We start from the raw sequence: 25615 nt of genomic DNA on the forward strand, positions 1-25615 counted from the left end.
GGGTTTTTTGTGTCTGAAGCATTCCCCCCTGTGGGAGTGAGCCTGCTCGCGATGCTTTTTCATTCAATGCATGTGTTGAATGTTAGTCAGCCATCGCTAGCACGCTTACTCCCACAGGTTTTGTGTTGGTAGGCCGTTTCCTCACGTATGTAAGGCATTTCTGTAGGTTTCCTTTCTGGGTTTTGTAGCTCGAGTCTACTTTTCAATACCCCAGTCTTTTACCAGCGACAGCTCAATTGTTGACGTCTAGTGTTCGGAGGACATTTCGCAAACAGTGACCTTCCATGAGCAGGAGCACCCGACAAATGGACGTGATGAAAAGCGGTACAGATGCGTTGGTAACCATGCGACCCCACAGCCCGATTTCTATCATCGAGCGTTACTACGATCTGATAGCCAGTACTGCTGCCGATTTCGAAGTCAGTAGCAGCGATGCTTTTGAACCTTCCATGAGGTTACCTGCGCTGGATCTGCGCATGCAGGCCTTCCTTTGCGTTGCCACAGCGCAGTTTTTCGAATTGGGATGTTACCGTGGAATGCCGCTGCGTTTGTTCGACCTTAGGCAGAACGTTAACACCCAAACGACGAAAACCTTCGCCTCGACGCTGATCGTAGCCCGCGCCATTAGGCATATTCAGGAGACTGGGGAAAGCATTCTGTTGTTTTCCCCATCCTCCGGAAACAAGGCAATTGCACTGCGTGATGCGGTGCTGCGTGCATTGAAAGCCAAGCTGGTTCATCCAACGCAGTTGCGCATCGTCACACTGACGCCTGCCCAGACTATCGGCAAGTTACGCAGAACCGAGCTTTATGATGATCCTCGGTTGCGCGCCCTGAACCCTGTGTTCGTGCTTAATACCAAATCACCGGAAGAAGTGAAGGTTGTTGGCCAACAGTTCAAAGGGCTCTTCGAGCGTCGTCCTTTGGATGAAACGAAGTTGTGGCATTCCCTTCGTCTTGAGAACTACCGGTTTTCTGACCAGGTTCGGGCATTTTTTGATTATGAGTATGGTGATGCCTGGGACACCGATCGCAGGACCGTCCATGTGCATGCGGTGTCGAGTGCATATGGCCTTTTGGGGTATTGCTCAGGTGTGGAGGTATTGAAACGTCAAAAGAAGCAAGTTTCGCCACCTTCGTTTTTACTGGTTCAACATCTGGCAACCAGCGACATGGTTCTGCACTTACTTGACGGAAACTTCGAAGGTGCTTCTACACCACGCTATACCCAAACAGCTAATGGGCTGTGGGTGCAGACTGAGTCTGCGCACTTTCCTGCTGCGACCTGGAGTCCCGATGAGGTTCTAGAACCGACTTTTTATACGCACCTGCCGCCTACCGCAGTAGAAATGACTGCGTACATTAGGGCCAACGGCGGCTCCGGAATTGTCGTATCACTCCATGAGTGCATGCAACGCTACAGCGAATGCGTTCGTTTGCTCGCGAATACGCCTGTTAAATTGCCAGCCGACCCTCGTGATCTGAAGGAGTGGTCATTGGTGATGGCGATGACAGGTTGTCTGAATGCAATTGATCGACAGTTGTTAGAGGGTATGGATGGTTGCACCATTCATGCGTCGGGTACCTATTGTCGGGGGGATTACGAAGCCATTCCAGCCGACGGATTGTCATTCATCAGCAGCGCTGAAGAGATGATGGAGATCCTTTGTAAAGGCTCTGATTCATGAGGGCTAGCCTTTCCATGACCGGGGAGGTGCTCTGCCATTTCCGTGTTTACAGGGGATATTCCAGAGCTGGAATACCTGCAAGCCTTGTTTATGTCGGCGTGGCAGAAGGGCTGCTCTACATCGCTGCTTTTGTGGATCACTGTTTTTTCGAGTTCTCCTCTGTAGAGCGGGAAGGGACTCTGGAGTGGAGTCAGCTAGAGCTGTTCATAAAGAAGAACCAGGCCAATATGTGCTTGCTGATGGCACCCGATGAGGTCATTCAGCAATACCAGCAGCCTGGCGATATTTTGGGCGTCAGCAGGATTCACCAGAAAGTCGATGTTTTTGCTGGTTGGGAACATGTTCTGTGTCAGATCTCTCATCGAGAAAGCAAACGTCGTATTCACGCCATCGAGCAAGGGTTTGATTTCGACGTTTCGCTTGAGGATGAAGATTTTTTCGCTTTCTACCGCTCCATGCATGTTCCGACAATGAGTGCTCGCTACGGGGTATTTGCTCGGAGCGTGCCGGAGCAGGCGGCTTATCTAGACTTGTTCAAACGAGGAGTATTGTTTCGGGTCCTTTTGAATGGTGAGTGGGTAGCGGGCAGTGTTTGCCAGATTGATAAATCGGCGCGAGTCTTGAATGCGCGATTGATCGGGGTAAAGGGTGGTACCGCTGTTTGCCGGGAAAATGGAGCACAGAACTTTGTTTATCACGCGATTCTGGAATGGGCATCCAATTACCCCCTTATTGATACTGTTGACTTTCAGGGCTGTGAGCCATTTTTAAGTAAGGGAACATTCCAATACAAAAAACGCTTTGGGGCGCAGGCATTTATTCCGGATAACGCGTTCGGTCGATGGCGGACATTGATTCGAGCAACAACGCTTTGCGCCTCAACGCGACAATTCTTGATCAACAATCCTTTGATTGGCCTGGATGCTGAAGGTCGGCTGCAAGCGCAGTATTTTTACGATGCAAACCATAAAATTCGCTCGGATATTCCTTTCGTTTCAAAAGGCATTAACAGCCATGTGAGTCTCGATCTGGACCAATGGAATGGATAGTCGGTTTACTCATGTGACTCGGCTCGCTGGCTACTTCTGTCCAATGGCCTGGGTCCTTGCTGCGTTGATTTTTATCAGCCGATTGAGTGCCATGGTCAAACTATTCATGGCGTTTTACCTGCGTCAGGAACTGGGATTTCCGATTGAGACGGTTGGCTGGTTGTTATCCGGTTACGGGGCCGGCTTACTGGTAGGTTCTATGGTGGGGGGGCTGCTGAGTGATCATTTCCCCACTGCGCGGCTCACCGCCGCGTTGTTTTTTGTCTCTGCATGGATACTGGTCTTGTTGGGGCTGGTCACTGATGTGTTTTTTCTTGCCGGGTTGCTGCTGTTCAGTGGTGCGCTCGACGGTGCAATTCGTACGCTTCATCAGCGTTTGCTTATGGAACATTGCGAAGTTAAGCAGCGTGCTCGCGCTCAGTCGTTGAGCCGTGTCGGGAGCAATCTGGGGATGGCGGTAGCTGGAGTGGCGGGTGGCGTCCTGGCGCAGACTGATTTTCGCCTGCTGTTTTTTGTCAGTGCGGCAATGACGGTGCTGGCATTGGTCTGGTTTGTCCGGTCGACATTTCATCGCAAAGCTTTTTTGATGAAGGGGGCCACCGATACGGACTCAGTTTCATGCGTGCCGTATCGGGACAAGCATTTCCTTTGGTTGTTGGCGGCGTCTGTCTTGCTCGGCCTGGCCTTTGAACCGGTTTACAGCATGCTGGGCAATTACTTGCTCGATTACTATCAGTTAGGTACGGAGGTCATCGGGTGGCAATTCGCGCTCAATGCGATGCTAGTGGTGACGTTGCAGATTCCGTTGTCTCACTGGGCGGAGCGATGGGGCGCGCGACGGCAACTGTTGGCAGGCAGTTTGTTGTTGGCTTGCGGACTGGGAATGCTGCCTCTGGGTTCCGGAATGTTGTTTGTCTGCCTGTCGACGGTCGTTTGGACGGTTGGTGAAATTCTCTTTATGCCGACTCTCAATGTGCTGGTCATGCAGCGTGCGCAAGCGGGCAAGAGCGGGCAGTACTTTGGTCTTTTTACCATGTGCTGGAGCGCGAGCGTGCTGCTTTCGCCGACGCTTGGTGGCCAGCTGTATGGTTATTTTGGCGGGCATAGCGTCTGGCTCGCCAGCGCGGCTCTGGCGTTGTCGTCTCTACCGCTGATTTATCAAGCGACTCGTGTGTCGGAGCAGGAAAGAGTATTTTTATCGGCGATCAGTGATCCTGCTTCATTTAGCTGATCTGGTTATAGACCTTATTCAAAACCAATCTCCCCGCCAATGGCATTTCCACCGCCTCGTTAGCGTCCTACTGGAGAACCACGCTGATCGGAACTAGATTTGACTCAGCGTCAGTCAGGCGCCCAAGCGTCACCCCAAAAAGGATGGATTCGGCTATGAGCATTTTTCAACGCATTGTGCTGTTGCTTAAGGTTTTAGTGATGTTGTGCGTGGGTATGTCGGCGGCATGGGCAGAGTGCCCAGACCATGGTGAACAAGCGTCGAGCGGGCAGGTGACACACACTGGCCTGATGATCGCCAAGGGCGATTCAGAGCCTGGGGACCAAGATCAGGGTGGTAGCAAGGACGATAACGATTCGACCACTGAAGAGCCGGACACCGACGACGATGAAGGCGATAGCCAAACGTAACTGACGTACAAAATAAAACCCCTTCTACTTCGATAGCTAAGCAATCGAAGTAGAAGGGGTTAGTGAACAGCTCCGATATCCCTGTGGGAGCGAGCCTGCTCGCGAAAGCGGTGTGTCAGCCAACACTAATGTTGACTGGCATTACGCCTTCGCGAGCAGGCTCGCTCCCACATTTTTACGCCGCGCCGTCGATGAACTGCTCGGCGTAGTGGCACGCCACCTGACGTCTGTCGAGCAGGCGCAAGGCCGGCTCTTCGGTGCTGCAACGCTCGGTGGCGTACGGGCAGCGCTTGTGGAAAGCGCAGCCGGACGGTGGGTTCAACGGGTTAGGCAACTCGCCGACGATTTTGATTTTCGGCTTGTTCGGGTCCGGGTGAATGGTCGGCGTGGCCGACAACAGCGCCTGGGTGTACGGGTGCAGAGGGCGCTCGTAGATGTCGTTCTTCGGACCCATTTCTACCGGGCGACCGAGGTACATCACCATCACGTCATCGGCAACGTGTTGCACCACCGCCAGGTTGTGCGAGATGAACACGTACGCGGTGTTGAACTCTTGCTGCAAATCCATGAACAGGTTCAGCACCTGCGCCTGAATCGACACGTCCAGCGCCGAGGTCGGTTCGTCCGCTACCAGCACTTTAGGCTGGAGCATCATTGCGCGGGCGAGGGCGATCCGCTGGCGCTGACCGCCGGAGAACATGTGCGGATAACGCTGGTAATGCTCCGGACGCAAGCCCACCTGCTTCATCATCGCCTGGACTTTCTCGCGACGTTCGGAGGCACTCAGGTTGGTGTTGATCAGCAGCGGTTCGCCGAGCTGGTCACCGACTTTTTGCCGAGGGTTCAGCGACGCGTACGGGCTCTGGAACACCATCTGCACGTCTTTGCGCAGTTGCTTGCGCTGGGCCTTGTCGGCACCGGTGACTTCCTGGCCGGCGATTTTCAAGGAGCCGGAGGACGGCTCTTCGATCAGCGTCAACGCACGGGCCAGGGTGGATTTGCCACAGCCCGACTCGCCTACAACGGCGAGGGTCTTGCCAGCTTCCAGTTCGAAAGACACACCGTTCAGGGCGCGTACAGTCGCATGACCCTTGAACAGGCCACGGGACACTTCGTAGTGACGGGTCAGGTCGCGGGCGGTAAGTACGACGGCCATTACGCCACCTCCTGATTCAGCGGGTAGAAGCAGCGGGCAAGGCTGTTGCTTTTCGGGTCAAGGGTTGGACGTTGCTGACGGCAGTTTTCCTGCACGTACGGGCAACGCGGCGACAGCAGGCAACCCTGCGGACGGTCATAACGACCTGGAACGATGCCCGGCAGCGTGGCCAGGCGCGTGGCACCGAGGCTGTGTTCCGGAATCGCCTTGAGCAATGCTTCGCTGTACGGATGCGCCGGAATGTCGAACAGCTGTGGCACTTGACCGACTTCAACCGCTTGGCCTGCGTACATCACACACACGCGCTGGGCGGTTTCGGCCACGACCGCGAGGTCGTGGGTAATCAGCACCAGGCCCATGTTCTGCTCTTTCTGCAACGCCAGCAGCAGGTCCATGATCTGCGCCTGAATCGTTACGTCCAGTGCAGTGGTCGGTTCGTCAGCGATCAGCAGTTTCGGTTCGCCGGCAATCGCCATGGCGATTGCCACACGCTGACTCATACCGCCGGACAGTTGGTGCGGGTAAGCGTCCATACGGCTCGCGGCGCCCGGGATTTCCACTTTTTCCAGCAGCTCGATGGCACGCTTGCGGGCTTGCTTGCCGGACATTTTCAGGTGCAGGCGCAGCACTTCTTCGATCTGGAAACCGACGGTGTAGCTCGGGTTCAGTGCGGTCATCGGGTCCTGGAAGACCATGGCCAGGTCTTTGCCGACGATTTGCCGGCGCTGACGGTTGCTGAGCTTGAGCATGTTCTTGCCATCGAAATTCAGGGCGTCGGCGGTGACGATCCCCGGATGTTCGATCAGGCCCATCAGCGCCATCATGGTCACGGATTTACCGGAACCCGACTCGCCAACGATGGCCAGGACTTCGCCTTTTTCCACAGTAATGTCGAGCCCGTCGACCACCGGAACGGCGTTTTTGTCGCCAAAGCGAACGTTGAGATTCTTGATTTCTAACAGTGACATTTGAATCTCCTCAGGCGGCGTTCTTGAGTTTCGGGTCTAGCGCATCGCGCAGGCCGTCGCCCATCAAGTTGATTGCCAGCACGCTGAGCAAAATGGTCAAACCAGGCAGACTGACTACCCACCAGGCGCGTTCGATGTAGTCGCGAGCCGAAGCCAGCATGGTGCCCCACTCAGGGGTTGGCGGTTGTACGCCAAGGCCGAGGAAGCCCAGTGCCGCGGCATCGAGAATCGCCGAGGAGAAGCTCAAGGTCGCCTGAACGATCAGCGGTGCCATGCAGTTAGGCAGCACGGTGATGAACATCAGGCGTGGCAGCGTGGCACCGGCCAGGCGCGCGGCGGTCACGTAGTCGCGGTTCAGTTCGCCCATCACCGCGGCGCGGGTCAGACGAACATAGGACGGCAGGGACACCACGGCGATGGCGATCACGGTGTTGATCAGGCCAGGGCCGAGGATGGCGACAATCGCCACAGCCAGCAGCAGGGACGGCAGGGCTAGCATGATGTCCATCAGACGCATGATGGTCGGGCCAAGCAGGCGTGGGAAGAAACCGGCGAACAGACCCAGCAGGATCCCCGGAATCAACGACATCACCACCGACGACAAGCCGATCATCAGCGACAGACGCGAGCCAGCGATCAGGCGCGACAGCAGGTCGCGACCCAATTCATCGGTGCCGAGCAGGAACTGCAACTGCCCACCTTCCAGCCAGGCTGGCGGGGTCAGCAGGAAGTCACGGTACTGTTCGCTCGGGTTATGCGGGGCAACCCACGGCGCGAAGATCGCGCAAAAAATCACCAGCAACATGAACATCAGGCCGGCGACGGCGCCTTTGTTGCGGGAAAACGCGTGCCAGAATTCTTTGTACGGGGACGGGTACAGCAGGCTTTGATCGACTGTTACCGCTTGATTTTGAGTTGAAGCTGGAGTGGTCATGGTCATGATCTCAGCGCTGGTGACGGATGCGTGGGTTGGCAAAGCCGTAGAGGATGTCCACTACGAAATTGACCACAATCACCAGGCAGGCGATTAACAGGATGCCGTTTTGCACCACGGGATAATCCCGTGCGCCAATAGCTTCGATCAGCCATTTGCCGATGCCGGGCCACGAGAAGATGGTTTCGGTCAGGACCGCACCCGCCAGCAATGTGCCGACTTGCAGGCCGACCACGGTCAGTACCGGAATCAGCGCGTTGCGCAGGCCGTGTACGAACACCACGCGCGACGGCGACAGGCCTTTGGCGCGGGCGGTACGAATGTAGTCTTCACGCAGTACTTCGAGCATCGACGAACGGGTCATCCGCGCAATAACGGCCAGCGGGATAGTGCCGAGCACAATGGCCGGCAGGATCAGGTGATGCAGGGAATCGAAGAATGCGCCGACGTCATCGGCCAGCAGCGTGTCGATGAGCATGAAGCCGGTGCGCGGCTCGATGTCATAGAGCAAGTCGATCCGCCCGGACACCGGGGTCCAGCCCAGGCTCACCGAGAAGAACATGATCAGGATCAGGCCCCACCAGAAGATCGGCATCGAGTATCCCGCCAGGGAGATGCCCATCACCCCATGGTCGAACAGGGATCCTCGCTTGAGTGCCGCAATCACCCCGGCCAGGAGGCCCAGGATGCCGGCGAACAACAGGGCGGCCATGGACAGTTCCAGGGTCGCGGGGAATAGAGAGGTGAACTCGCTCCACACGCTTTCACGGGTACGCAGCGATTCGCCGAGGTCGCCGTGAGCCAGTTTGCCGATGTAGTCCAGGTATTGGGCATACAGCGGTTTGTTCAGACCAAGGCGTTCCATTGCCTGAGCATGCATTTCCGGGTCGACTCGACGTTCGCCCATCATTACTTCCACGGGGTCGCCTGGAATCATGCGAATCAACGCGAAAGTCAGCAAGGTGATGCCGAAGAACGTGGGGATCAATAACCCCAATCGGCGGGCAATAAAACTAAACATCTTGTGGTGTACCTCATCAGCCGGTTAGGCGTGCCTGGTGTCCCTGGAGTCAGGGACACCGGGAGTTTTCTTATTTACTTCACCTGGGTGGTGGCGAAGTTATTCGTGGTAAGCGGGCTAATGTGATAGCCCTCTACGTTGTTGCGCATTGCAGTAAACATACGGGTGTGCGCCATGCTGATCCATGGCTGGTCCTGATTGAAAACTTCCTGGGCTTGCTCGTAGAGCGCTGCACGTTCCGTCGGGTTCACTTTAGCTCGGGCTTCGTCGATCAGCGTCTGGAATTTCTCGTTGCACCAGCGTGCGTAGTTTTCGCCGTTCTTGGCTGCTTCGCAACTCAGCATAGGCGTCAGGAAGTTATCCGGGTCGCCGTTATCACCCGCCCATCCGGCGGAAACCATGTCGTGCTCGCCGTTTTTCGCACGCTTGAGCATTTCGCCCCATTCCATGACGCGAATATCGACGTTGATCCCGACCTGAGCCAGGTCAGCCTGCATCATCTGCGCACCGAGCATCGGGTTCGGGTTGGTCGGACCGCCGCCGTTGCGGGTGAACAGCGTAAATGTAGTGCCTTCTGGTACGCCGGCCTCCTTGAGCAGGGCGCGGGCCTTGTCCAGATCACGCGGCGGGTTTTTCAGGGCGTAGTTGTAACCCAGCAGGGTGTCAGGGTACGGGTTGACGCCCACGGTTGCATTGCCTTTGCCGAACAAAGCATTGACATATGCGGCTTTGTCGAACGCCATGTCGATGGCTTTGCGCACGCGTACATCGCTCATGTACTTGTGAGAGGTGTTCATCGCGATGTACGAAACGGTCATCGCGTTCAGCTCATCAACCTTGAGGTTGGTGTCTTTCTTGATGCTCGGGATGTCATCGGGCTTGGGATACAGCGCGATCTGGCATTCGTTGGCCTTGAGTTTTTGCAGGCGCACATTGTTGTCGGTGGCAATCGCCAGAATCAAGGCTTCAGCCGGTGGTTTGCCACGGAAATACTCCGGGTTGGCCTTGAAACGAACCTGAGCGTCTTTGTTATAACGCTGGAACACGAACGGGCCGGTGCCTATTGGTTTGTTGTTCAGATCGCCGGTCTTGTTGGTCTTGAGCAACTGGTCGGCGTATTCAGAGGAGTAGATCGAGGAGAAGGCCATGGCGATGTCCGCCAGGAACGGCGCTTCGCGACGGGTCAGGGTGAATTTGACGGTGTTGTCGTCGACTTTCTCGACGCTTTTGAGCAGTTCTTTGAAGCCCATGCTTTCAAAGTACGGGAAGCCCACGCTCGACAGTTTGTGCCATGGGTGGTTCGGGTCCAGCTGACGCTGGAAGCTCCAGACCACGTCGTCGGCGTTCATGTCGCGGGTCGGCTTGAAGTAATCGGTGGTGTGAAACTTGACGCCTTTGCGCAGGTGGAACGTGTAAGTCAGACCGTCTTCACTGATGTCCCAGGAGTCGGCCAGCGCCGGAATCACCTCGGTGCTGCCGGGCTTGAAGTCCGCCAGGCGATTGAAGATGGTTTCGGCCACCGCATCGGCAGTGACTGCAGTTGTGTACTGGACCATATCGAAGCCTTCCGGGCTGGCTTCGGTGCAGACCACCAGGGGTTTAGCCGCGACGCCAACAGCGACACTCAGCAACGCGGCCGTGATGGCCGCACGTAGGGGAAGCATTTTCATCAAGAACCCTCTGCAATCGATTAAAGGACAAAACCCAAAGGCTGATTCGTCACTGAATCAGCCGTTGGGCAGGTGCATCACAGAATATTGAAAGGAATGGTGGTCACGAGGCGGAACTCGTTGATGCTGCCATCACCCTGGTTTTCGCTGGCACGGTGAGCGGTGTAGGTCACGCGAACAGTGGAGGCCTGGAACGGGCCGCTCTGAATGGCGTACGTAGAACCGATGCCGTATTCGTAATGATGTTCGCCGTCCATGTTCTTAACGTCGTAGGCCGTGCCGGTGTAGTGAGTACCGTCGATGCCCCAGCCACGCGCCTGGTAGATGTTGAACTTCAGGCCAGGCACGCCGTATTCAGCCATGTTCAGGCCATAGGCGATCTGGAAGGATTTCTCGTTCGGGCCGTTGAAGTCCGACAGCAGGGAGTTGGCCAGGTAGATGCCGTTGGTTTCGTGCAGGTAGTCGAAGTACTCGTTACCTTCCACTTGCTGGTACGAGAAGGTCAGGGTGTGAGCCCGGTGAGTCAGGCCGAACGACAGGGAGTAGGTGTCGTTGTCGATGTTGCCGAGCAGGGCCTTACCTTCTTCCTGGGTTTTGTAGTAATTCAGGTTGGTGTTGAGGCTCAGCACCTGGCTGTCGCCCAGGATGTGATTGGCGCCGAAGTAGTATTGGTTCCAGAGGTCTTCAGCCTGGGTCGCCCACAGGCTGGTGGTCAGGCTGGCGAAGGGTGTGAAGGTGATACCGCCGGTATGAACGTGATCGGTTTCAACGAAGCTGTTGGCGTATTCGCTACGGAATTTACTCAGGCTTTCTTCGGTTCGCGGTGAGTTGCGATCGAAAGTGCCCAGATCGAATGCCAGGTTGTTCAGCTCTTCGCTGTGGATCGCCACACCCTCGAAGCTCGAAGGCAGTGCACGGTTGCCGATGACGTCGACCATCGGGCTGCTGAAGTTCATGAGGCCGGCGGTCAGGGTGGTGTTGGAGACTCGCGCCTTGACGTTGGCCAGACCCAGCTTGCTCCACTGACCTTGAGCGTCGCCGCCCTCTTTGGTCAGGGTACGGTTGTTGCCCGCGCCTGGACGGGTGCCCGGTGCGCCACCGTTGTTGGAAGCCAGGTTCTCGCGATCGCGCTCCAGAGCAATTTCGTTGTAGGCGGCCAGTTCAGTACTCAAGCCCACGGCGCCTTGGGTGAAGCCGGAGTTGTACTTGACGATGGTGCCTTGAACCCAGTTGATCCGGCGATCCGTCGGGGTGGGTACACCGTTTTTGAGGTAAGTGAACTTGCTGCCGCGATGCAATTGTTCGTTGGCGTACCAGTTACGCGTAGTGCCGGAAATCGACTGGCCTTCGACAAAGCCGGTTGCGTCGGCTTGTGCGCTTTTGGTGTTGACCGTCACCGGGGTGAATTCCTGGCTCTGGGTTTCTGCGTATGCCGTGGCGGTTACGCTGCTGATGGCCAGGGCCAATATCGCGCTGCTGCTCAGTTTCATGGGTGAAGCTCCTCGGTTTCTTTTTTTTATTAATGCCGGTCTTATTGGGTGATCCGGCTATTTGGTTTAGAACGCAAACAAGGCTTCGCAAACGTTTGCCTTACCCCGTACTGGCGAATTTAGGCAACACGCTTGCGTGAGGGCGCAATGCGCCCCCAGCGTTCTGGCTAATCGGTTATTGGTCGATACTGACGCCCGAGAACACGTTGCGGCCGAAGGGGCTGACTTTGAACCCTTCGACTTTGGTGCTTAACGGCTGGTTAACCGTCGAGTGGGCGACTGGCGTGATCGGTACCTGCTGTTTGAGGTACTGCTGCGCCTGTTTGTAGAGCACGGTGCGCTGGTCCCGGTCGGTGACGACCTTGGCCTGCTTGATCAGCTTGTCGTAAGCCGGATCGCACCACATGGAGTAGTTGTTGCCACCAATGGCGTCGCAGCTGTAAAGCGTGCCGAGCCAGTTGTCCGGGTCCCCATTGTCTCCGGTCCAGCCGATCAGGCTGATGTCGTGTTCGCCATTCTTGGTGCGCTTGATGTACTCGCCCCATTCGTAGCTGACGATCTTCACTTTGAGACCGATTTTTGCCCAGTCAGCCTGGAGCATTTCGGCCATCAACTTGGCGTTCGGGTTGTAAGGGCGCTGAACCGGCATTGCCCACAGGGTGATTTCGGTGCCTTCTTTCACGCCGGCGGCCTTGAGCAATTCCTTGGCTTTTTCCGGGTTGTAGGCGGTGTCTTTAATCGTTTCGTCGTAAGACCATTGGGTCGGCGGCATGGCGTTGACGGCCAATTGCCCGGCACCTTGGTAGACGGCGTTGAGAATACTTTGCTTGTTCACCGCCATGTCCAGCGCCTGACGCACTTCGAGCTGGTCGAAAGGCTTGTGTCGAACGTTGTACGCGATGTAACCGAGGTTGAAGCCAGGCTTCTCGATGAGCTGAAGTTTGCTGTCGTTCTTCAGCGCAGTCACATCGGCAGGGCGCGGATGCAGGGTGATCTGGCACTCGTTGGCCTTGAGTTTCTGCACCCGCACCGAAGCATCGGTGTTGATGGCGAAAATCAGGTTGTCGAGCTTGACCCGGCTCGGGTCCCAGTACTGCTTGTTGCCGGTGTAACGGATGTTGGAGTCTTTCTGGTAACTCTTGAATGCAAACGGGCCAGTGCCGATCGGCTTCTGGTTGATGTCGCTCGGCTTGCCTTCGGCCAGCAGCTTGTCGGCGTATTCGGCGGACAGGATGGCAGCGAAGCTCATGGCAATGTTCTGGATGAACGCGGCGTCGACGCTGTTGAGCGTCATGACCACGGTCAGCGGCCCGGTCTTTTCGACCTTGGCGATGTTCTTGTTCAGGCTCATCCCGTTGAAGTACGGGAACTCGGTCGGATAAGCCTTACGGAAAGGTTGTTGCGGGTCGAGCATGCGATTAAACGTGAACAGCACGTCATCGGCGTTGAAGTCCCGGGTCGGCGTGAAGTATGGGGTGGTATGAAATTTCACCCCTTCACGCAGATGGAAGGTGTACGTAAGGCCGTCCCCGGAAATATCCCAGCTCGTGGCCAGGCCCGGTACGACGTTGGTCGCGCCTTTTTCAAACTCTGCCAAACGGTTGTACAGCGGCTCGGCGGCGTCGTTATCGGTCGCAGTGGTGTACTGCGCCGTGTCGAAACCGGCGGGGCTGCCTTCGGAGCAGAACACCAGGCTGTTATTGGCGGCCTGGGTGATGGAAGTGGCGGCCAACAGGCCGGTGCCCAGCAATGCGGATAAAACCAAGGTATGGCGCATGACGCTCCCTCTTATATTCACGAGTGTTTTGACAATGAGCCGCCGTTCCGTCCTGGAACGTGGAGGATCATTGATTTCAAACCCTGCTTGCAGCAAAAACCGATAGCCCACACATGAGCTGGTCAGAACCCGACGGTATGAGCCGTGGATCTGGCAGTAAATGCGTAGAGTCCTAAAGACTCGTAGGAAAAGGCAACGCGTCCGACACCTCCGCAGTAGTACGCGGTGGAATTGGATGTAAGAGTTTTCCTACTTTGTCGGCAGGTAAAACAACGGCGACGTCAGAAACGTCGCCGTTGCAACACCTTATTTGCTGACGCTGACGCCGTAGAAGGAGTTCAAGCCAAACGGGCTGATCTTGAAATCCTGCACTTCGTTACGCATAGGTTGAAACACCGTCGAGTGAGCGATAGGTGTCATTGGCGTTGCGTCTTTGAGGACGTGTTGCGCCTGTTTGTACAGTTCGGTGCGCTTGGCCTGGTCGGTCGTGCGCTTGGCTTCCTTGACGATGCCGTCGAACTTCTTGTCGCACCACTTGGAGAAGTTGTTGCCTTCCAGCGAATCGCAGCCGAACAGCACGTTCAGCCAGTTATCCGGATCACCATTGTCGCCGCTCCAGCCAATCAGCATCGCCTGGTTTTCGCCACCTTTGGAGCGCTTGATGTACTCGCCCCACTCGTAGCTCTGGATCTTGACCTTGAGACCGATCTTGGACCAGTCGGACTGCAGCATTTCTGCCATCAGCTTGGCGTTCGGGTTGTATGGACGCTGTACCGGCATCGCCCAGAGAACGATTTCGGTGCCTTCTTTCACGCCGGCTTCCTTGAGCAGCTCTTTGGCTTTCTCAGGGTTGTACGGCGCATCCTTGATGGTGGTGTCGTAGGACCACTGGGTCGGAGGCATGGCGTTGACGGCCAGTTGGCCGGCGCCTTGGTACACGGAGTCGATGATTTGTTGCTTGTTGACGGCCATGTCCAGTGCCTGGCGAACTTTCAGCTCGGCCAGCGGGTTCGCATCGGTTTGCCCCTTGACCTTAGGCATCACGTTGTAGGCGATGTAACCCAGGTTGAAGCCGGCCTGGTTAGGCACCTTCAGAGTCTTGTCTTCTTGCAGCGCTTTCAGGTCGGCCGGACGTGGGAACAGAGTGATCTGGCACTCGCCCTTCTTCAGCTTCTGGATACGCACCGACGGGTCGGTCGTGATGGCGAAGATCAGGTTGTCGATCTTCACGTCGTCCGGCTTCCAGTAGTCCTTGTTTCCGGTGTAGCGGATGTTGGAGTCTTTCTGGTAGCTCTTGAACACGAACGGACCAGTGCCGACCGGCTTCTGGTTGATGTCGGCGGCTTTGCCTTCTTTCAGCAGCTGAGCTGCGTACTCGGCGGACTGGAGCGAGGCGAAGCTCATGGCCATGTTCTGGATGAACGCGGCATCAACTTCTTTCAGGGTGAACTTGACGGTTTTGTCGTCGACTTTATCGATCTTGGTGATGTTGGTGTCCATCCCCATGTCGGTGAAGTACGGGAATTCGGTCGGGTACGCTTTGCGGAACGGGTCATCCTTGTTAATCATGCGATTAAAGGTGAACAGCACGTCGTCGGCGTTGAAATCACGAGTCGGCTTGAAGTACGGGGTGGTGTGGAACTTGACGCCGTCGCGCAGGTGGAAGGTGTACGTCAGGCCGTCCGGGGAGATGTCCCAACTGGTCGCCAGACCAGGAATCACGGCGGTGCCGCCGCGCTCAAACTGGGTCAGACGGTTGAACATGGTTTCTGCAGAGGCGTCGAAGTCGGTTCCGGTGGTGTATTGACCTGGATCGAAACCGGCCGGGCTCCCTTCGGAGCAGAACACCAGGTTAGTCGCGGCTTGGGCGAAGGGTGCGCTGGCTAATAAGCTGGCGCCGACTAAAAACGGAATGACCGCGTGTTTAAGCATGGTGGCCTCATGATTGTGGCTTTTTTGGAATTATAGGACGACCTCGTGAGTCGACCCTGCGGATACTTATGCAGGGGCCATACCCAATGCAAGATCCTGATCGAGCATAGGCGTTAAACAGTGGCACGTACGTACCTTAATGTCGCATATGTATAAATTCAGGCGCAATTGACCGTTTGCGCAGGTTTTTTTCGGTGCAACCGGGCGCACCGGTGCAGGGCAATTGCTTCGTGTTGCGCACTCGGATGGCGCGCGGTGTTACTTATTTATACCCTCGGTTTGGGGGTGCAACCGCCGGTGCTTTCGGTAGCGCCTTAGGGATGATAGAACAGGACTGTTACCCCGTATTTGTTTGTGTCCACATCCAAAAGGTGGGAGCTGGTTTGTTGGGTCGCCGCATCGCTGCGATGGCGGCCTGACAGCCGACCAGTCTCTTGCAGGTGTACATATCCATTCCTGCGGCAACGGCCGCCGGCGGTTTCGCTCTTACAGCGAGTCCCTTTTGTCAAACGCCACAAAAGGAACCAAAAAGGCTCGCCCCGAGCGTCCGGCCCCTCGCCTGGGCTCGGCGTTCCTTCGCTCCGGTATCCATCCGGGGACACTGCCCTCCGGTCTGCTTCGCGACGACCTACATGCAGCGTGTTCGACTGCGTCGAACGGCGCTGCGCGCCACTCCCCGGATGAACACCTCCACTCAGCCTCCCGAAGGGGCGGGTGGATCAAGATCAAAAGCTGCAGGCGAGCTAACGCTCGGCCTGATGAGTGGTGAAGAGCGGCGGGTGTACACCGATCTACTGTAGGAACTGGCTTGCCAGCGAAGGCGGCCAGACAGCCGACCAATCTCCAACAGATGTACACCATTCTCCTGTAGGAGCTGGCTTGCCAGCGAAGGCGGCCAGACAGCCGACCAATCTCCAACAGATGTACACCATTCTCCTGTAGGAGCTGGCTTGCCAGCGAAGGCGGCCAGACAGCCGACCAATCTCCAACAGATGTACACCATTCCCCTGTAGGCGCTGGCTTGCCAGCGAAGGCGGCCTGAAAGCCGACCAATCTCCAGCAGATATACCCCATTCCCCTGTAGGAGCTGGCTTGCCAGCGAAGGCAGCCAGACAGCCGACCAATCTCCAGCAGATATACCCCATTCCCCTGTAGGAGCTGGCTTGCCAGCGAAGGCGGCCTGACAGCCGACCAATTTCCAGCAGATGTACACCATTCCCCTGTAGGAGCTGGCTTGCCAGCGAAGGCGGCCTGACAGCCGACCAATCTCCAGCAGGTGTACACCATTCCCCTGTAGGAGCTGGCTTGCCAGCGAAGGCGGCCTGAAAGCCGACCAGTCTCCAGCAGGTGTACACCATTCCCTTGTAGGAGCTGGCTTGCCAGCGAAGGCGGCCAGGCAGCCGACTAATCTCTAGCAGATGTACACAGTTCCCTGTGGGAGCGAGCCTGCTCGCGATGACAACCTGACAGCCAACCAGCCCTTTCTGCTATCCCCGATTTATATTCATCCTGCTTTTATGTGTTTAGCAGTGTGTAAAAAACACAGAGCTTTCCCACGCATTTTTCAGGTTGCCGGGTAGGAAGCCCTGTCTCTAACCTCTAGCTGTCGCTGCAAAATCAGCGACCGGGCGTGAGATCCCCGGCAATTAGTATTCATCTAGCGCCAATGCCACCATAATTGGCGCCAGCTTATCTGCTGCCTGTAAATGCGTTATGGCGGCTGTGTGCGGGCAGACTTCGGTCTGGCCGGGTGCCTACTACCGGTGATCTCACTCTGCACATAGCTGCCACCTCTTCGCCGCTTGAGATCCGGCGAAGGGATGGCTCCCGTTACCAGTAGGAGTATTCCATGGATAAGTTAATCCCCGATCCGCCCACCACACCCGAAGCCGAAGCCGAAGACTTACGCGCCGAGACGTTGCTCAAAGACCGCGAAGCCATAAAACGCGCACTCGATTACTACCTCGATCCCCCCTCGCAATACACCGAAAAACCTCGCCGCCCCAGCACGATGTACATGATCGCCCCGAACATGGACACCGAAAGCCTCCTGGCCCAAGCCTGCGAGTCACTGGCATCCGCCAGCGTCATGACCAGTGATTTCGCCGCCAACCTGATCGGCCCGCAGCGTAATACGGTGTTGGCGATTCAGCAGATCATCATGCTGGCGGAGTTGGCTGTGAATCGGGCGTTGGATAACGTGGATCCGCAGGGCTGATCCAAGACCGCGTTATCGTTCATCGCGAGCAAGCTCGCTCCCAGAGGGGGTGTTGTCGTTCGCGAAGTCGGCGTACGACGCATATCAACTGTGGGAGCGAGCTTGCTCGCGATGGCGACAGATCACTCGCCAAAAGACTGAAGGGTTCACCCTGGCTTTTGGCAGGCAAAAAAAAGGCGATCACTCCAGTGATCGCCGTTTTTGTGTACGGGCTATCAGATCAAGGCATCAACACTTCAATCGCCCCATCCGCCGTCATGCTGACCTGACTCGTGCCCGCCTCAACATCCGGTGTCACCGGCGCTGCATCCATCGCGGCGGCTTTCATCATCATCGGTCCGCGCATGTATGGTTGTGGATAACCGTTGCTGTTCAGGTTCAGGTTAACGATTTTGTAGCTCTTGCCGCCCAACGCATCCGTCGCCAATTGCGCGCGAGCCTTGAAGGCGGTCACGGCTTCTTTCAGCAGCGCATCTTCACTGGCCTTGCGCGTCGGCGTGGCGATGGCGAAGTCCATGCCACCCATTTTCAGGTCGGTAAGCAGTTCGCCGGTCAGTTTCGACAGAGCGGCGAAGTCCGAGCTTTCCAGGCGCAGTTCGGCGCGTTCACGCCAGCCGGTGATTTTCTGGCCTTTGGTGTCGTAGATCGGGTAGCTGTTGCGGCTGCCCTGGCGCAGGGTGATGTCTTTGACCTTTTTGGCCTGGGCCAGCGCTTTGTTCATGGTGGTGCTGACGTCGGCGGCGAGTTTGGCCGGGTCGGTGTTTTGGTCTTCGGTGTAGAGGGTCACGATCATCAGGTCGCGCGCCACTTCCTGGCTGACTTCGGCGCGCAGGGAAATCTGGTTGTAGTGCAACTCGTCGGCGGCCAGGGCCGGGAGGCTGGCGAGGGTGCCGACACTCAGGGCGAGAAGGGCGGTGCAGCGGCGCAATGTGTGCATGAAAGCTCCTTGGGCGGTGCGCAGGTGTTGGGTCCGAGCCTGCGTGAAACCATCAGACTCTAGCTTTGATGATCCGGTTCGCACAGTTACAACTTCTATACAGATGGATTGCAGGTGACCGCTTCGCGGCCAATCGCGGGCAAGCCACGCTCCTACAGAGGAGTGCATTTCAATGTGGGAGCGAGCCTGCTCGCGAAGGCGGTCTTATAGACGCCACAATACTTTCTGCCATGTGGCGCTTTGCCGCACTTTTGCCTGTCAGCCCCCGCGCTTGGTTATACTCCGTGCGATCCGCCTGGAGCGCTCATCAGGAGAGCTCATGCTCGCCCCCGTTCAAATCACTTCTGCCACTCGCCAGAACCTCTGGCGGCTGACGTTCATCCGCACTTTAGTACTCGCCGCTCAGGCCGGTTCAGTGGGGTTGGCCTACTGGTTCGACCTGCTGCCGCTGCCGTGGGTGCAGTTGGCAATGACCCTCGGGTGTTCGATGCTGCTGTGCGTGTTCACGGCGGTTCGACTGCGTACGTCATGGCCAGTGACCGAGCTCGAATACGCGCTGCAACTGGCCTGCGACTTGTTTATCCACAGTGCCCTGCTGTATTTCTCCGGTGGCTCGACCAACCCGTTCGTCTCTTATTACCTGGTGCCGCTGACCATCGCCGCGGTGACGTTGCCATGGCGCTATTCGGTGATTCTGTCCGGTATTGCGTTGACGATGTACACCTTGCTGCTCGTGCGTTTCTATCCACTGCAAACCTTCCCGATCGCTCGGGAAAACCTGCAGGTCTACGGGATGTGGCTGAGTTTCGCGCTGGCCGCGGCGGTGATTACATTTTTCGCCGCGCGCATGGCTGAAGAGCTGCGTCGTCAGGAAGAGCTGCGCGCCATTCGTCGTGAAGAAGGCCTGCGTGATCAGCAATTGCTGGCCGTAGCGACGCAAGCGGCAGGCGCGGCTCATGAACTGGGCACGCCGCTGGCGACCATGAGCGTGTTGCTCAAGGAGATGCGTCAGGACCATCACGACCCGTTGTTGCAGGACGATTTGAGCGTGTTGCAGGATCAGGTCAAGCTCTGCAAAGAGACTTTGCAGCAACTGGTGCGTGCCGCCGAGGCCAATCGCCGCTTGGCGGTGGAGATGCAGGACGTCACCGATTGGCTCGACGAAGCGCTGAACCGCTGGCACCTGATGCGCCCGGAAGCCAGTTACCGCTTCCAGCGTCTGGGTCAGGGCACCGTGCCGCGCATGGCGCCGCCGCCGGACCTGACCCAAGCGCTGCTGAATTTGCTGAATAACGCCGCCGATGCGTGCCCGGAAGGGCTGCAAGTGACGCTGGACTGGAACGCCGAAGATCTGACCATCAGCATTCGCGACCACGGCGCCGGTGTGCCACTGGCCATCGCCGAACAGATCGGCAAACCATTTTTTACCACCAAGGGCAAAGGTTTCGGCCTGGGCCTGTTTTTGAGCAAGGCCAGCGTGACACGCGCCGGCGGCTCAGTGAAACTCTACAGTCATGAGGAAGGCGGCACGCTCACCGAGCTGCGCCTGCCCCGTGTCGCCCGAGGAGACGAACATGAGTGACGAGATCCAAGTAGAAGGCGAAGAACTGCCGCATTTGCTGTTAGTCGACGACGATGCAACCTTCACCCGCGTGATGGCCCGTGCCATGGCCCGCCGTGGTTTTCGCGTCAGCACCGCAGGCTCTGCCGAAGAAGGCCTGACCATCGCCCAGGCCGATCTGCCGGATTACGCCGCGCTGGACCTGAAAATGGACGGTGACTCGGGTTTGGTCTTGTTGCCCAAGTTGCTTGAGCTGGACCCGGAAATGCGCGTGGTGATCCTCACCGGTTATTCGAGCATCGCCACCGCCGTCGAGGCGATCAAGCGCGGCGCCTGCAATTACCTGTGCAAACCGGCCGACGCCGACGACGTGCTGGCCGCGCTGCTGTCCGAACACGCCGACCTCGATACCCTGGTACCGGAAAACCCGATGTCGGTGGACCGTTTGCAGTGGGAACACATTCAGCGCGTGCTGACCGAGCACGAAGGCAACATCTCGGCCACGGCCCGCGCCTTGGGCATGCACCGCCGAACCCTGCAGCGCAAACTGCAGAAACGTCCGGTCCGCCGCTGAACGGACGCTGAACGATCATCGCCAGCCCTCGCGATAACCCGAACCGATCAACTATGATCGGTTCGTGTGTGTTCTTTTCCCTATCGAGCCTTATCCATGAATCAGAACGCTGAATATTCCGCGGTCAATGATGCCGTGCGCGGGCAGTTTTTCCGCAAGGTCTGGGCGATCATCACGCCCTATTGGCGAAGTGAAGAGAAGGTCAAGGCCTGGACCCTGCTGATCGCGGTGATTGCGTTGTCGCTGATCAGCGTGGGCATCTCGGTGTGGTTCAACACCTGGTACAAGGATTTTTACAATGCCTTGCAGAAGAAGGATGAAGCGGCGTTTTTGCAGCTGATTCTGTATTTCTGCGCGATTGCGGCCGTGGCGATTGTCGGCGCGGTGTACCGGCTTTATCTGACGCAGATGCTGACCATCCGCTGGCGAGCCTGGCTGACCGAGAAGCACTTTGCCCGCTGGCTGGGCAACAAAAACTACTACCAGTTGGAGCAGGGCGGTTACACCGATAACCCGGACCAGCGGATTTCCGAAGACCTCAACAACTTCACTTCGAACACGCTGGAACTGGGCATTGGTTTACTGCGCAACATTGTCAGTCTGGTGTCGTTCTCGATCATTCTGTGGGGCGTGTCGGGCAGTATCGAGGTGTTTGGTTTTACCATTCCCGGCTATATGTTCTGGTGTGTGCTGGTTTATGCCGTGGTCGGTAGCTGGCTGACGCACTTGATCGGTCGTCGCCTGATCGGCCTGAACAACCAACAACAACGCTTTGAAGCCGACCTGCGTTTCTCCATGGTCCGGGTTCGCGAGAATGCCGAAAGTATTGCGCTGTATAACGGCGAACCGAACGAAAATCGTCGTTTGAGCAGCCGTTTCGGGTTGGTCTGGCACAACTTCTGGGACATCATGAAAGTGTCCAAGCGCCTGACGTTCTTCACGGCCGGTTACAGCCAGGCCGCGATCATTTTCCCCTTCATGGTCGCCGCGCCGCGTTACTTCGCCGGCAAAATCGAGCTCGGTGAACTGATGCAAATCAGTTCGGCGTTCGGCAATGTTCAAGAGAGTTTCAGCTGGTTTATCAGTGCGTACCAGAACCTCGCTTCATGGCGCGCCACTTGTGATCGTCTGCTGAGTTTCCGTCAGGCCATGACTGACAACGAAGAGCGCCAGCCGGCCATCGACGTACAGAATCAGGGTGATGAACTGAAGATCCACAACCTCGGTCTGGATTTGGCGGACGGCCGTCATCTGCTGACCAACGCCGACATGGCGGTGGAAGAGGGCGAGCGTGTCATGCTCAGCGGTCGTTCCGGCAGCGGCAAGTCGACCTTGTTGCGTGCGATGGGGCATCTGTGGCCGGCGGGTCACGGCAGTATTCGTCTGCCGTCGGCGCGCTACCTGTTCCTGCCGCAAAAGCCGTACTTGCCGATTGGCAGCCTGCGTGAAGTGCTGAGTTATCCACAGGCCGGCGATACCTATTCGCAGGAACGTTACATACACGTGTTGGAAACCTGCCGTTTGCCGCACCTCGTTTCACGTCTGGATGAAGCGAACCACTGGCAACGCATGCTCTCGCCCGGCGAGCAGCAACGTTTGGCGTTTGCCCGTGCGCTGCTGTATGCACCGCAATGGCTGTATATGGATGAAGCGACCTCGGCGATGGATGAAGAGGATGAGGCATCGCTGTATCAGGCGTTGATCGATGAAATACCGGGCTTGAGCATTGTCAGCGTCGGGCATCGTAGCAGCTTGAAACGTTTCCACCCACGGCATGTTCGTATCGAGAACGGCCATTTGGTGGACCAGACCGTGACCGCATAAACACCGCAATCCCTGTAGGAGCAAGGCTTGCCCGCGATGGCCACAACTCGGTCTATCCGCACGACCGCGTTATCGTTCATCGCGGGCAAGCCTTGCTCCTACACCGACGGTGATCGTACAACCGCGTTGAGCTATGATGCGGTTTCAGCCGAATTTTCGAGACAGAAGTTCACCATGGAAAACCCGATCGACACACCACGCCTCCCTCGCAAGCGCCGCAGCCTCGCACAGGAATTGGTGACGGTGCTGTCCGAGCAGATCCGCGACGGTCACCTCAAGCGCGGCGACAAATTGCCCACCGAGTCGGCGATCATGGACGCCCATGGCGTCAGCCGCACCGTGGTGCGCGAAGCGATTTCCCGCTTGCAGGCAGCCGGGCAGGTTGAAACCCGCCATGGCATCGGCACCTTCGTGCTCGATACCCCGAGCCCAAGCGGTTTCCGTATCGACCCGGCGACGGTGGTCACCCTGCGTGACGTGTTGGCCATTCTGGAATTGCGCATCAGCCTCGAAGTGGAATCCGCCGGTCTCGCCGCGCAACGCCGCAGCGCCGAGCAGTTGGCATTGATGCGTGCCGCGCTGGACGCCCTCAACGAAAGCGCTTCCCATGCCAGCGATGCGGTCGCCTCGGACTTCCAGTTCCACCTGCAAATCGCGCTGGCGACCGGTAACCGCTACTTCACCGACATCATGACCCACCTGGGAACCAGCATCATTCCGCGCACGCGGCTGAATTCGGCACGCCTGGCCCATGACGACCAGCAGCACTACATGAATCGCCTGAGCCGAGAACATGAAGAAATTTACGACGCCATCGCCCGCCAGGATTCGGATGCAGCGCGGGCGGCGATGCGCTTGCACCTGACCAACAGCCGCGAGCGGTTGCGACATGCGCATGAAGAGGCTGAGGCGCAGCGGGGGTAGGTTTTTGCTCGTTCAGCGGTAGAAGAATTATTAACTACCGCTGTTGTGCCAGGTTTGACTACTTCACTACGTTTGCCACTGTATCTTCGGATTTAATTGAGTCTGGATCGCTCGGGAGCTTCACTTGGTAGTGAGCGATTACGGTGCTTCCTATTTGGTTTTCGAAGCGGCGGTGCTCGATTCTGGTGTCAACGTAACCCGGGTTGTCCTCCCCAATAGTATGGTCATGACTACCCCACTGGGTGGAAAAGAACACAGCCACTTTAGTGTCTGGCGGCATGCCCACGGTATCGACGCGAATCCAAATGTCTCCTGGGTTCTCTGCTACAGAAATCCTGTTGCCGAGATCCACATGGTTGATGTTTTGAATCAAAGGTTTGGAATATTTTTTTTGCTTCGAATCCATGTTAAAAAATCCTTCTTTTTGGGGGGGAGCGTGGAATGGCTTGAGCAGTTCGTGACCCGCTCAAGCCGGACACTAAACCGACGTCAATCCATGATCTACTGTCAGAAATACCAGTTCAGATGAGTGGCCGATCAGCGCATTCAGCCACTGTGGCTGCTGATTCAACCTGACTTCAGAATCGAACGATCCACCCGCACTGCCAAACCAGTCGCTGCCGGTTTGGCATCGAACACTACATCCCCACGCTCATCCACCACCGTCCGCCCAATCACCACGCCCTTGGACAACAACTCCAGCGGTGCCCCCTTAAGCGATTGCCCCGAAGCCAGTTCCAGCGTCAATTTGATAGTCATCATCGATCTCCTTATCAGGCAACGTTGCCAGTGGGTGTGTAGTCCTTGAGCAGCAAGTAAGTGCTCCAGCCCCACCAGTCGTCGATGGTGGCGGTGTCGTTCAGGTTGTTGACGTCCTTGCGTCGCAGCACTTTGTTGCCCTCGACCTTGAACAGTGGCGAGAAATTGCCAGCAGGGTTCAGCACGGCTTGCAGGTCCGGCAACTTTTTCAAGGCGCTGAAATTGCCGGGCAGCGCTGCGACGCCGCTGAGATACGCCGCGAAGATTTCATCCGCAGAAAGCTGTACCGCTTGATTAACCTGGAGGCGGTTGGCGCTGTCGATCGCATCGAAATAACGCTTGTCGCCGTAGGCTCGCCATTGGTCGCCGTTGCCGTTGCGCACATTGAGGCCGAACTTGCTGTCTTCATCGTGCATGAAACGGGTGATCAACGAGCCCAGGTCGCTGGGAGTGACTACCGCTGCCAACTGCTTGCGCGGTACGCGCAAGTGGCCAGCGGAGAACAGGTCAGTCAGGTAGTGATCAGCAAAGGCGTTCATGGCGTAGGCGATTTCCAGCTGCTTTTCATCGCCACTGTTTTTCGCCAGCACGGCTTGCTGCACCGCCGCGGTGTGCCCGGCGATGTAAGCCGCCAGTGCTCCTTCGGCAAAGTGGTCGGTGTTGTTGGCGGCCAATTTCAGATAGCGCCCCAACGGGAACAGGGCCGAGACAAAACTGCCGCCGCCGGTAATCTTGTTCCACTCTTCCGACAACGTATCTCCGAGGGCGTCATAGGCCTCGTGAGGTTGTTTACCGTCGCGGATCGCCTGATTAACGGCGGCGATTTCCTTCTGCATCACCGCGAGGATCTGCTTGGCCTCGGCATTGGCGGCCGGCAACACAGCGAGTGAGTTGAAGGCATTGCTAAACCGCTGGAGACGATCTGCAGGCGTCGCACCATCACTGATGGGCTGATCGGGAATGCCATAAAAATCACCCCCCAACGCAACGACCTGACCATAGGTCAGGGCCAGGCCGTTGGGCAGGTGCAGCTCAACCTGTGCCGCTGGAATGGCGGGGGCATCCTTGACGAAACGCAGCAGCGTGGTGTCGCCGATTGCGGTGTGCTCACCCCCCTCGAAACGCAGCTGAGGCTGGCCTTTCAGGGCATATACGGATGCTGAGACGGGCGTTGGAGGTGCAGCATTGTGTTGCTCGCCAAGGCGCAGAACCAAGTGTTCGTTGGCGCGGATGGTAATGCCGTCCTCGGTAAAAAGATCATCCAGATTGGCAATGACCTGATTGGGGGTTTCCTGCGGTTTTGTGTGTAGACCTGACATTTCTTTCTCCTTGATATGTCATCGGTACGAACTTATTTAGCTGTATGCATATACAGTAATTTCGATCATAGATGAGAAATTTCCTACGTCAAGAAAATACTCGTCCCACACAAAATCAGCAGACGGCGATGAAATGCAGTTGACGGTTGTTATTTAAGTTGTACGATGACCTA

At 57.0% G+C, this 25615-nt stretch carries 21 protein-coding genes; 9 read left to right on the forward strand and 12 right to left on the reverse strand.

The genetic code is table 11. The annotated features are described in order from the left end of the window. Positions 1 to 305: 305 nt before the first annotated feature. The 4 genes from ACWGZX_RS18555 to ACWGZX_RS18570 all read left to right on the forward strand — a co-directional run bounded on the left by ACWGZX_RS18555 (position 306) and on the right by ACWGZX_RS18570 (position 4378). Positions 306 to 1688 (forward strand): DUF6002 family protein, encoded by a 1383-nt coding sequence (locus ACWGZX_RS18555; protein WP_452624922.1) that lies wholly within the window; start codon positions 306 to 308, stop codon positions 1686 to 1688. Between the two features lie 14 nt (positions 1689 to 1702). Next, positions 1703 to 2737 (forward strand): hypothetical protein, encoded by a 1035-nt coding sequence (locus tag ACWGZX_RS18560; RefSeq protein WP_452624923.1) that lies wholly within the window; start codon positions 1703 to 1705, stop codon positions 2735 to 2737. After that, positions 2730 to 3968 carry an MFS transporter gene (locus tag ACWGZX_RS18565; RefSeq protein WP_452624924.1) on the forward strand — a complete coding sequence of 413 codons (1239 nt, stop codon included), beginning with the start codon at positions 2730 to 2732 and terminating at the stop codon, positions 3966 to 3968. Before ACWGZX_RS18560 ends, ACWGZX_RS18565 begins: the two co-directional genes overlap by 8 nt. A 155-nt stretch (positions 3969 to 4123) precedes the next feature. Beyond that, positions 4124 to 4378: a hypothetical protein gene (locus ACWGZX_RS18570; RefSeq protein WP_452624925.1), complete on the forward strand. Its 255-nt coding sequence runs from the start codon at positions 4124 to 4126 to the stop codon at positions 4376 to 4378. A 175-nt stretch (positions 4379 to 4553) separates the two neighbouring features. Here ACWGZX_RS18570 and ACWGZX_RS18575 read toward each other — a convergent pair whose 3' ends face one another. The 8 genes from ACWGZX_RS18575 to ACWGZX_RS18610 form a co-directional block, all read right to left on the reverse strand. After that, positions 4554 to 5534, reverse strand: coding sequence for a peptide ABC transporter ATP-binding protein (locus tag ACWGZX_RS18575; protein WP_452624926.1), 981 nt, complete (start codon positions 5532 to 5534; stop codon positions 4554 to 4556). Then, on the reverse strand, positions 5534 to 6502 hold the full coding sequence (locus ACWGZX_RS18580) for an ABC transporter ATP-binding protein (protein ID WP_223516437.1): 969 nt from the start codon (positions 6500 to 6502) through the stop codon (positions 5534 to 5536). The genes ACWGZX_RS18575 and ACWGZX_RS18580 overlap by 1 nt, the downstream gene beginning before the upstream one ends. A 10-nt stretch (positions 6503 to 6512) precedes the next feature. Continuing rightward, the gene (locus ACWGZX_RS18585) at positions 6513 to 7436 is read right to left on the reverse strand and encodes an ABC transporter permease subunit (protein WP_452624927.1); all 924 of its coding nucleotides are present in this window, start codon (positions 7434 to 7436) and stop codon (positions 6513 to 6515) included. Positions 7437 to 7446: 10 nt separating this feature from the next. Continuing rightward, complete coding sequence (locus tag ACWGZX_RS18590; protein WP_223516441.1) at positions 7447 to 8457, reverse strand: ABC transporter permease subunit; 1011 nt, start codon at positions 8455 to 8457, stop codon at positions 7447 to 7449. A 74-nt stretch (positions 8458 to 8531) separates the two neighbouring features. Next, on the reverse strand, positions 8532 to 10127 hold the full coding sequence (locus ACWGZX_RS18595; protein WP_452624928.1) for an ABC transporter substrate-binding protein: 1596 nt from the start codon (positions 10125 to 10127) through the stop codon (positions 8532 to 8534). Between the two features lie 77 nt (positions 10128 to 10204). Then, a complete protein-coding gene (locus tag ACWGZX_RS18600; protein ID WP_452624929.1) occupies positions 10205 to 11617 on the reverse strand; it encodes an OprD family outer membrane porin in 1413 nt (470 codons plus the stop codon). A gap of 175 nt (positions 11618 to 11792) precedes the next feature. Then, positions 11793 to 13394, reverse strand: coding sequence for an ABC transporter substrate-binding protein (locus ACWGZX_RS18605; RefSeq protein WP_452624930.1), 1602 nt, complete (start codon positions 13392 to 13394; stop codon positions 11793 to 11795). A 306-nt stretch (positions 13395 to 13700) separates the two neighbouring features. Beyond that, on the reverse strand, positions 13701 to 15326 hold the full coding sequence (locus tag ACWGZX_RS18610; protein ID WP_452624931.1) for an ABC transporter substrate-binding protein: 1626 nt from the start codon (positions 15324 to 15326) through the stop codon (positions 13701 to 13703). Positions 15327 to 17175: 1849 nt separating this feature from the next. Between ACWGZX_RS18610 and ACWGZX_RS18615 the strand changes: the two genes are divergently transcribed. Then, the gene (locus ACWGZX_RS18615; RefSeq protein ID WP_452624932.1) at positions 17176 to 17544 is read left to right on the forward strand and encodes a DUF6124 family protein; all 369 of its coding nucleotides are present in this window, start codon (positions 17176 to 17178) and stop codon (positions 17542 to 17544) included. A gap of 220 nt (positions 17545 to 17764) precedes the next feature. Here the strand turns inward: ACWGZX_RS18615 and ACWGZX_RS18620 are convergent, their stop codons facing one another. Beyond that, positions 17765 to 18481 (reverse strand): SIMPL domain-containing protein, encoded by a 717-nt coding sequence (locus ACWGZX_RS18620; protein WP_452624933.1) that lies wholly within the window; start codon positions 18479 to 18481, stop codon positions 17765 to 17767. A 319-nt stretch (positions 18482 to 18800) separates the two neighbouring features. On the opposite strand from ACWGZX_RS18620, the gene ACWGZX_RS18625 reads away from it, so the two are divergent. The 4 genes from ACWGZX_RS18625 to ACWGZX_RS18640 all read left to right on the forward strand — a co-directional run bounded on the left by ACWGZX_RS18625 (position 18801) and on the right by ACWGZX_RS18640 (position 23364). Next, complete coding sequence (locus ACWGZX_RS18625; RefSeq protein ID WP_223516454.1) at positions 18801 to 20063, forward strand: ATP-binding protein; 1263 nt, start codon at positions 18801 to 18803, stop codon at positions 20061 to 20063. Continuing rightward, complete coding sequence (locus ACWGZX_RS18630; RefSeq protein ID WP_007942792.1) at positions 20056 to 20616, forward strand: response regulator transcription factor; 561 nt, start codon at positions 20056 to 20058, stop codon at positions 20614 to 20616. The genes ACWGZX_RS18625 and ACWGZX_RS18630 overlap by 8 nt, the downstream gene beginning before the upstream one ends. Before the next feature lie 96 nt (positions 20617 to 20712). Continuing rightward, a complete protein-coding gene (locus ACWGZX_RS18635) occupies positions 20713 to 22440 on the forward strand; it encodes an ABC transporter ATP-binding protein/permease (RefSeq protein ID WP_452624934.1) in 1728 nt (575 codons plus the stop codon). 174 nt (positions 22441 to 22614) lie between these two features. Beyond that, entirely contained in the window at positions 22615 to 23364 is a 750-nt protein-coding gene (locus ACWGZX_RS18640; protein WP_452624935.1) for a FadR/GntR family transcriptional regulator, read from the forward strand. Positions 23365 to 23422: 58 nt separating this feature from the next. Here the strand turns inward: ACWGZX_RS18640 and ACWGZX_RS18645 are convergent, their stop codons facing one another. The 3 genes from ACWGZX_RS18645 to ACWGZX_RS18655 form a co-directional block, all read right to left on the reverse strand. Continuing rightward, complete coding sequence (locus ACWGZX_RS18645; RefSeq protein ID WP_452624936.1) at positions 23423 to 23770, reverse strand: hypothetical protein; 348 nt, start codon at positions 23768 to 23770, stop codon at positions 23423 to 23425. Between the two features lie 161 nt (positions 23771 to 23931). Then, complete coding sequence (locus tag ACWGZX_RS18650) at positions 23932 to 24123, reverse strand: hypothetical protein (protein ID WP_452624937.1); 192 nt, start codon at positions 24121 to 24123, stop codon at positions 23932 to 23934. A 14-nt stretch (positions 24124 to 24137) separates the two neighbouring features. After that, a complete protein-coding gene (locus ACWGZX_RS18655; protein ID WP_452624938.1) occupies positions 24138 to 25442 on the reverse strand; it encodes a phospholipase in 1305 nt (434 codons plus the stop codon). Between the last annotated feature and the right edge of the window lie 173 nt (positions 25443 to 25615).

Source organism: Pseudomonas sp. CLCA07, assembly GCF_053615335.1.

Excerpts from the sequence above, each read along its gene's own strand:
- ACWGZX_RS18555 (WP_452624922.1), top strand. The coding sequence starts at position 306 with ATGGACGTGATGAAAAGCGGTACAGATGCGTTGGTAACCATGCGACCC.
- ACWGZX_RS18635 (WP_452624934.1), top strand. The coding sequence starts at position 20,713 with ATGAATCAGAACGCTGAATATTCCGCGGTCAATGATGCCGTGCGCGGG.
- ACWGZX_RS18625 (WP_223516454.1), top strand. The coding sequence starts at position 18,801 with ATGCTCGCCCCCGTTCAAATCACTTCTGCCACTCGCCAGAACCTCTGG.
- ACWGZX_RS18610 (WP_452624931.1), bottom strand. The coding sequence starts at position 15,326 with ATGCTTAAACACGCGGTCATTCCGTTTTTAGTCGGCGCCAGCTTATTA.
- ACWGZX_RS18650 (WP_452624937.1), bottom strand. The coding sequence starts at position 24,123 with ATGACTATCAAATTGACGCTGGAACTGGCTTCGGGGCAATCGCTTAAG.
- ACWGZX_RS18645 (WP_452624936.1), bottom strand. The coding sequence starts at position 23,770 with ATGGATTCGAAGCAAAAAAAATATTCCAAACCTTTGATTCAAAACATC.
- ACWGZX_RS18570 (WP_452624925.1), top strand. The coding sequence starts at position 4,124 with ATGAGCATTTTTCAACGCATTGTGCTGTTGCTTAAGGTTTTAGTGATG.
- ACWGZX_RS18590 (WP_223516441.1), bottom strand. The coding sequence starts at position 8,457 with ATGTTTAGTTTTATTGCCCGCCGATTGGGGTTATTGATCCCCACGTTC.
- ACWGZX_RS18585 (WP_452624927.1), bottom strand. The coding sequence starts at position 7,436 with ATGACCACTCCAGCTTCAACTCAAAATCAAGCGGTAACAGTCGATCAA.
- ACWGZX_RS18560 (WP_452624923.1), top strand. The coding sequence starts at position 1,703 with ATGACCGGGGAGGTGCTCTGCCATTTCCGTGTTTACAGGGGATATTCC.
- ACWGZX_RS18620 (WP_452624933.1), bottom strand. The coding sequence starts at position 18,481 with ATGCACACATTGCGCCGCTGCACCGCCCTTCTCGCCCTGAGTGTCGGC.
- ACWGZX_RS18605 (WP_452624930.1), bottom strand. The coding sequence starts at position 13,394 with ATGCGCCATACCTTGGTTTTATCCGCATTGCTGGGCACCGGCCTGTTG.
- ACWGZX_RS18580 (WP_223516437.1), bottom strand. The coding sequence starts at position 6,502 with ATGTCACTGTTAGAAATCAAGAATCTCAACGTTCGCTTTGGCGACAAA.
- ACWGZX_RS18565 (WP_452624924.1), top strand. The coding sequence starts at position 2,730 with ATGGATAGTCGGTTTACTCATGTGACTCGGCTCGCTGGCTACTTCTGT.
- ACWGZX_RS18655 (WP_452624938.1), bottom strand. The coding sequence starts at position 25,442 with ATGTCAGGTCTACACACAAAACCGCAGGAAACCCCCAATCAGGTCATT.
- ACWGZX_RS18630 (WP_007942792.1), top strand. The coding sequence starts at position 20,056 with ATGAGTGACGAGATCCAAGTAGAAGGCGAAGAACTGCCGCATTTGCTG.
- ACWGZX_RS18595 (WP_452624928.1), bottom strand. The coding sequence starts at position 10,127 with ATGAAAATGCTTCCCCTACGTGCGGCCATCACGGCCGCGTTGCTGAGT.
- ACWGZX_RS18575 (WP_452624926.1), bottom strand. The coding sequence starts at position 5,534 with ATGGCCGTCGTACTTACCGCCCGCGACCTGACCCGTCACTACGAAGTG.
- ACWGZX_RS18640 (WP_452624935.1), top strand. The coding sequence starts at position 22,615 with ATGGAAAACCCGATCGACACACCACGCCTCCCTCGCAAGCGCCGCAGC.
- ACWGZX_RS18615 (WP_452624932.1), top strand. The coding sequence starts at position 17,176 with ATGGATAAGTTAATCCCCGATCCGCCCACCACACCCGAAGCCGAAGCC.
- ACWGZX_RS18600 (WP_452624929.1), bottom strand. The coding sequence starts at position 11,617 with ATGAAACTGAGCAGCAGCGCGATATTGGCCCTGGCCATCAGCAGCGTA.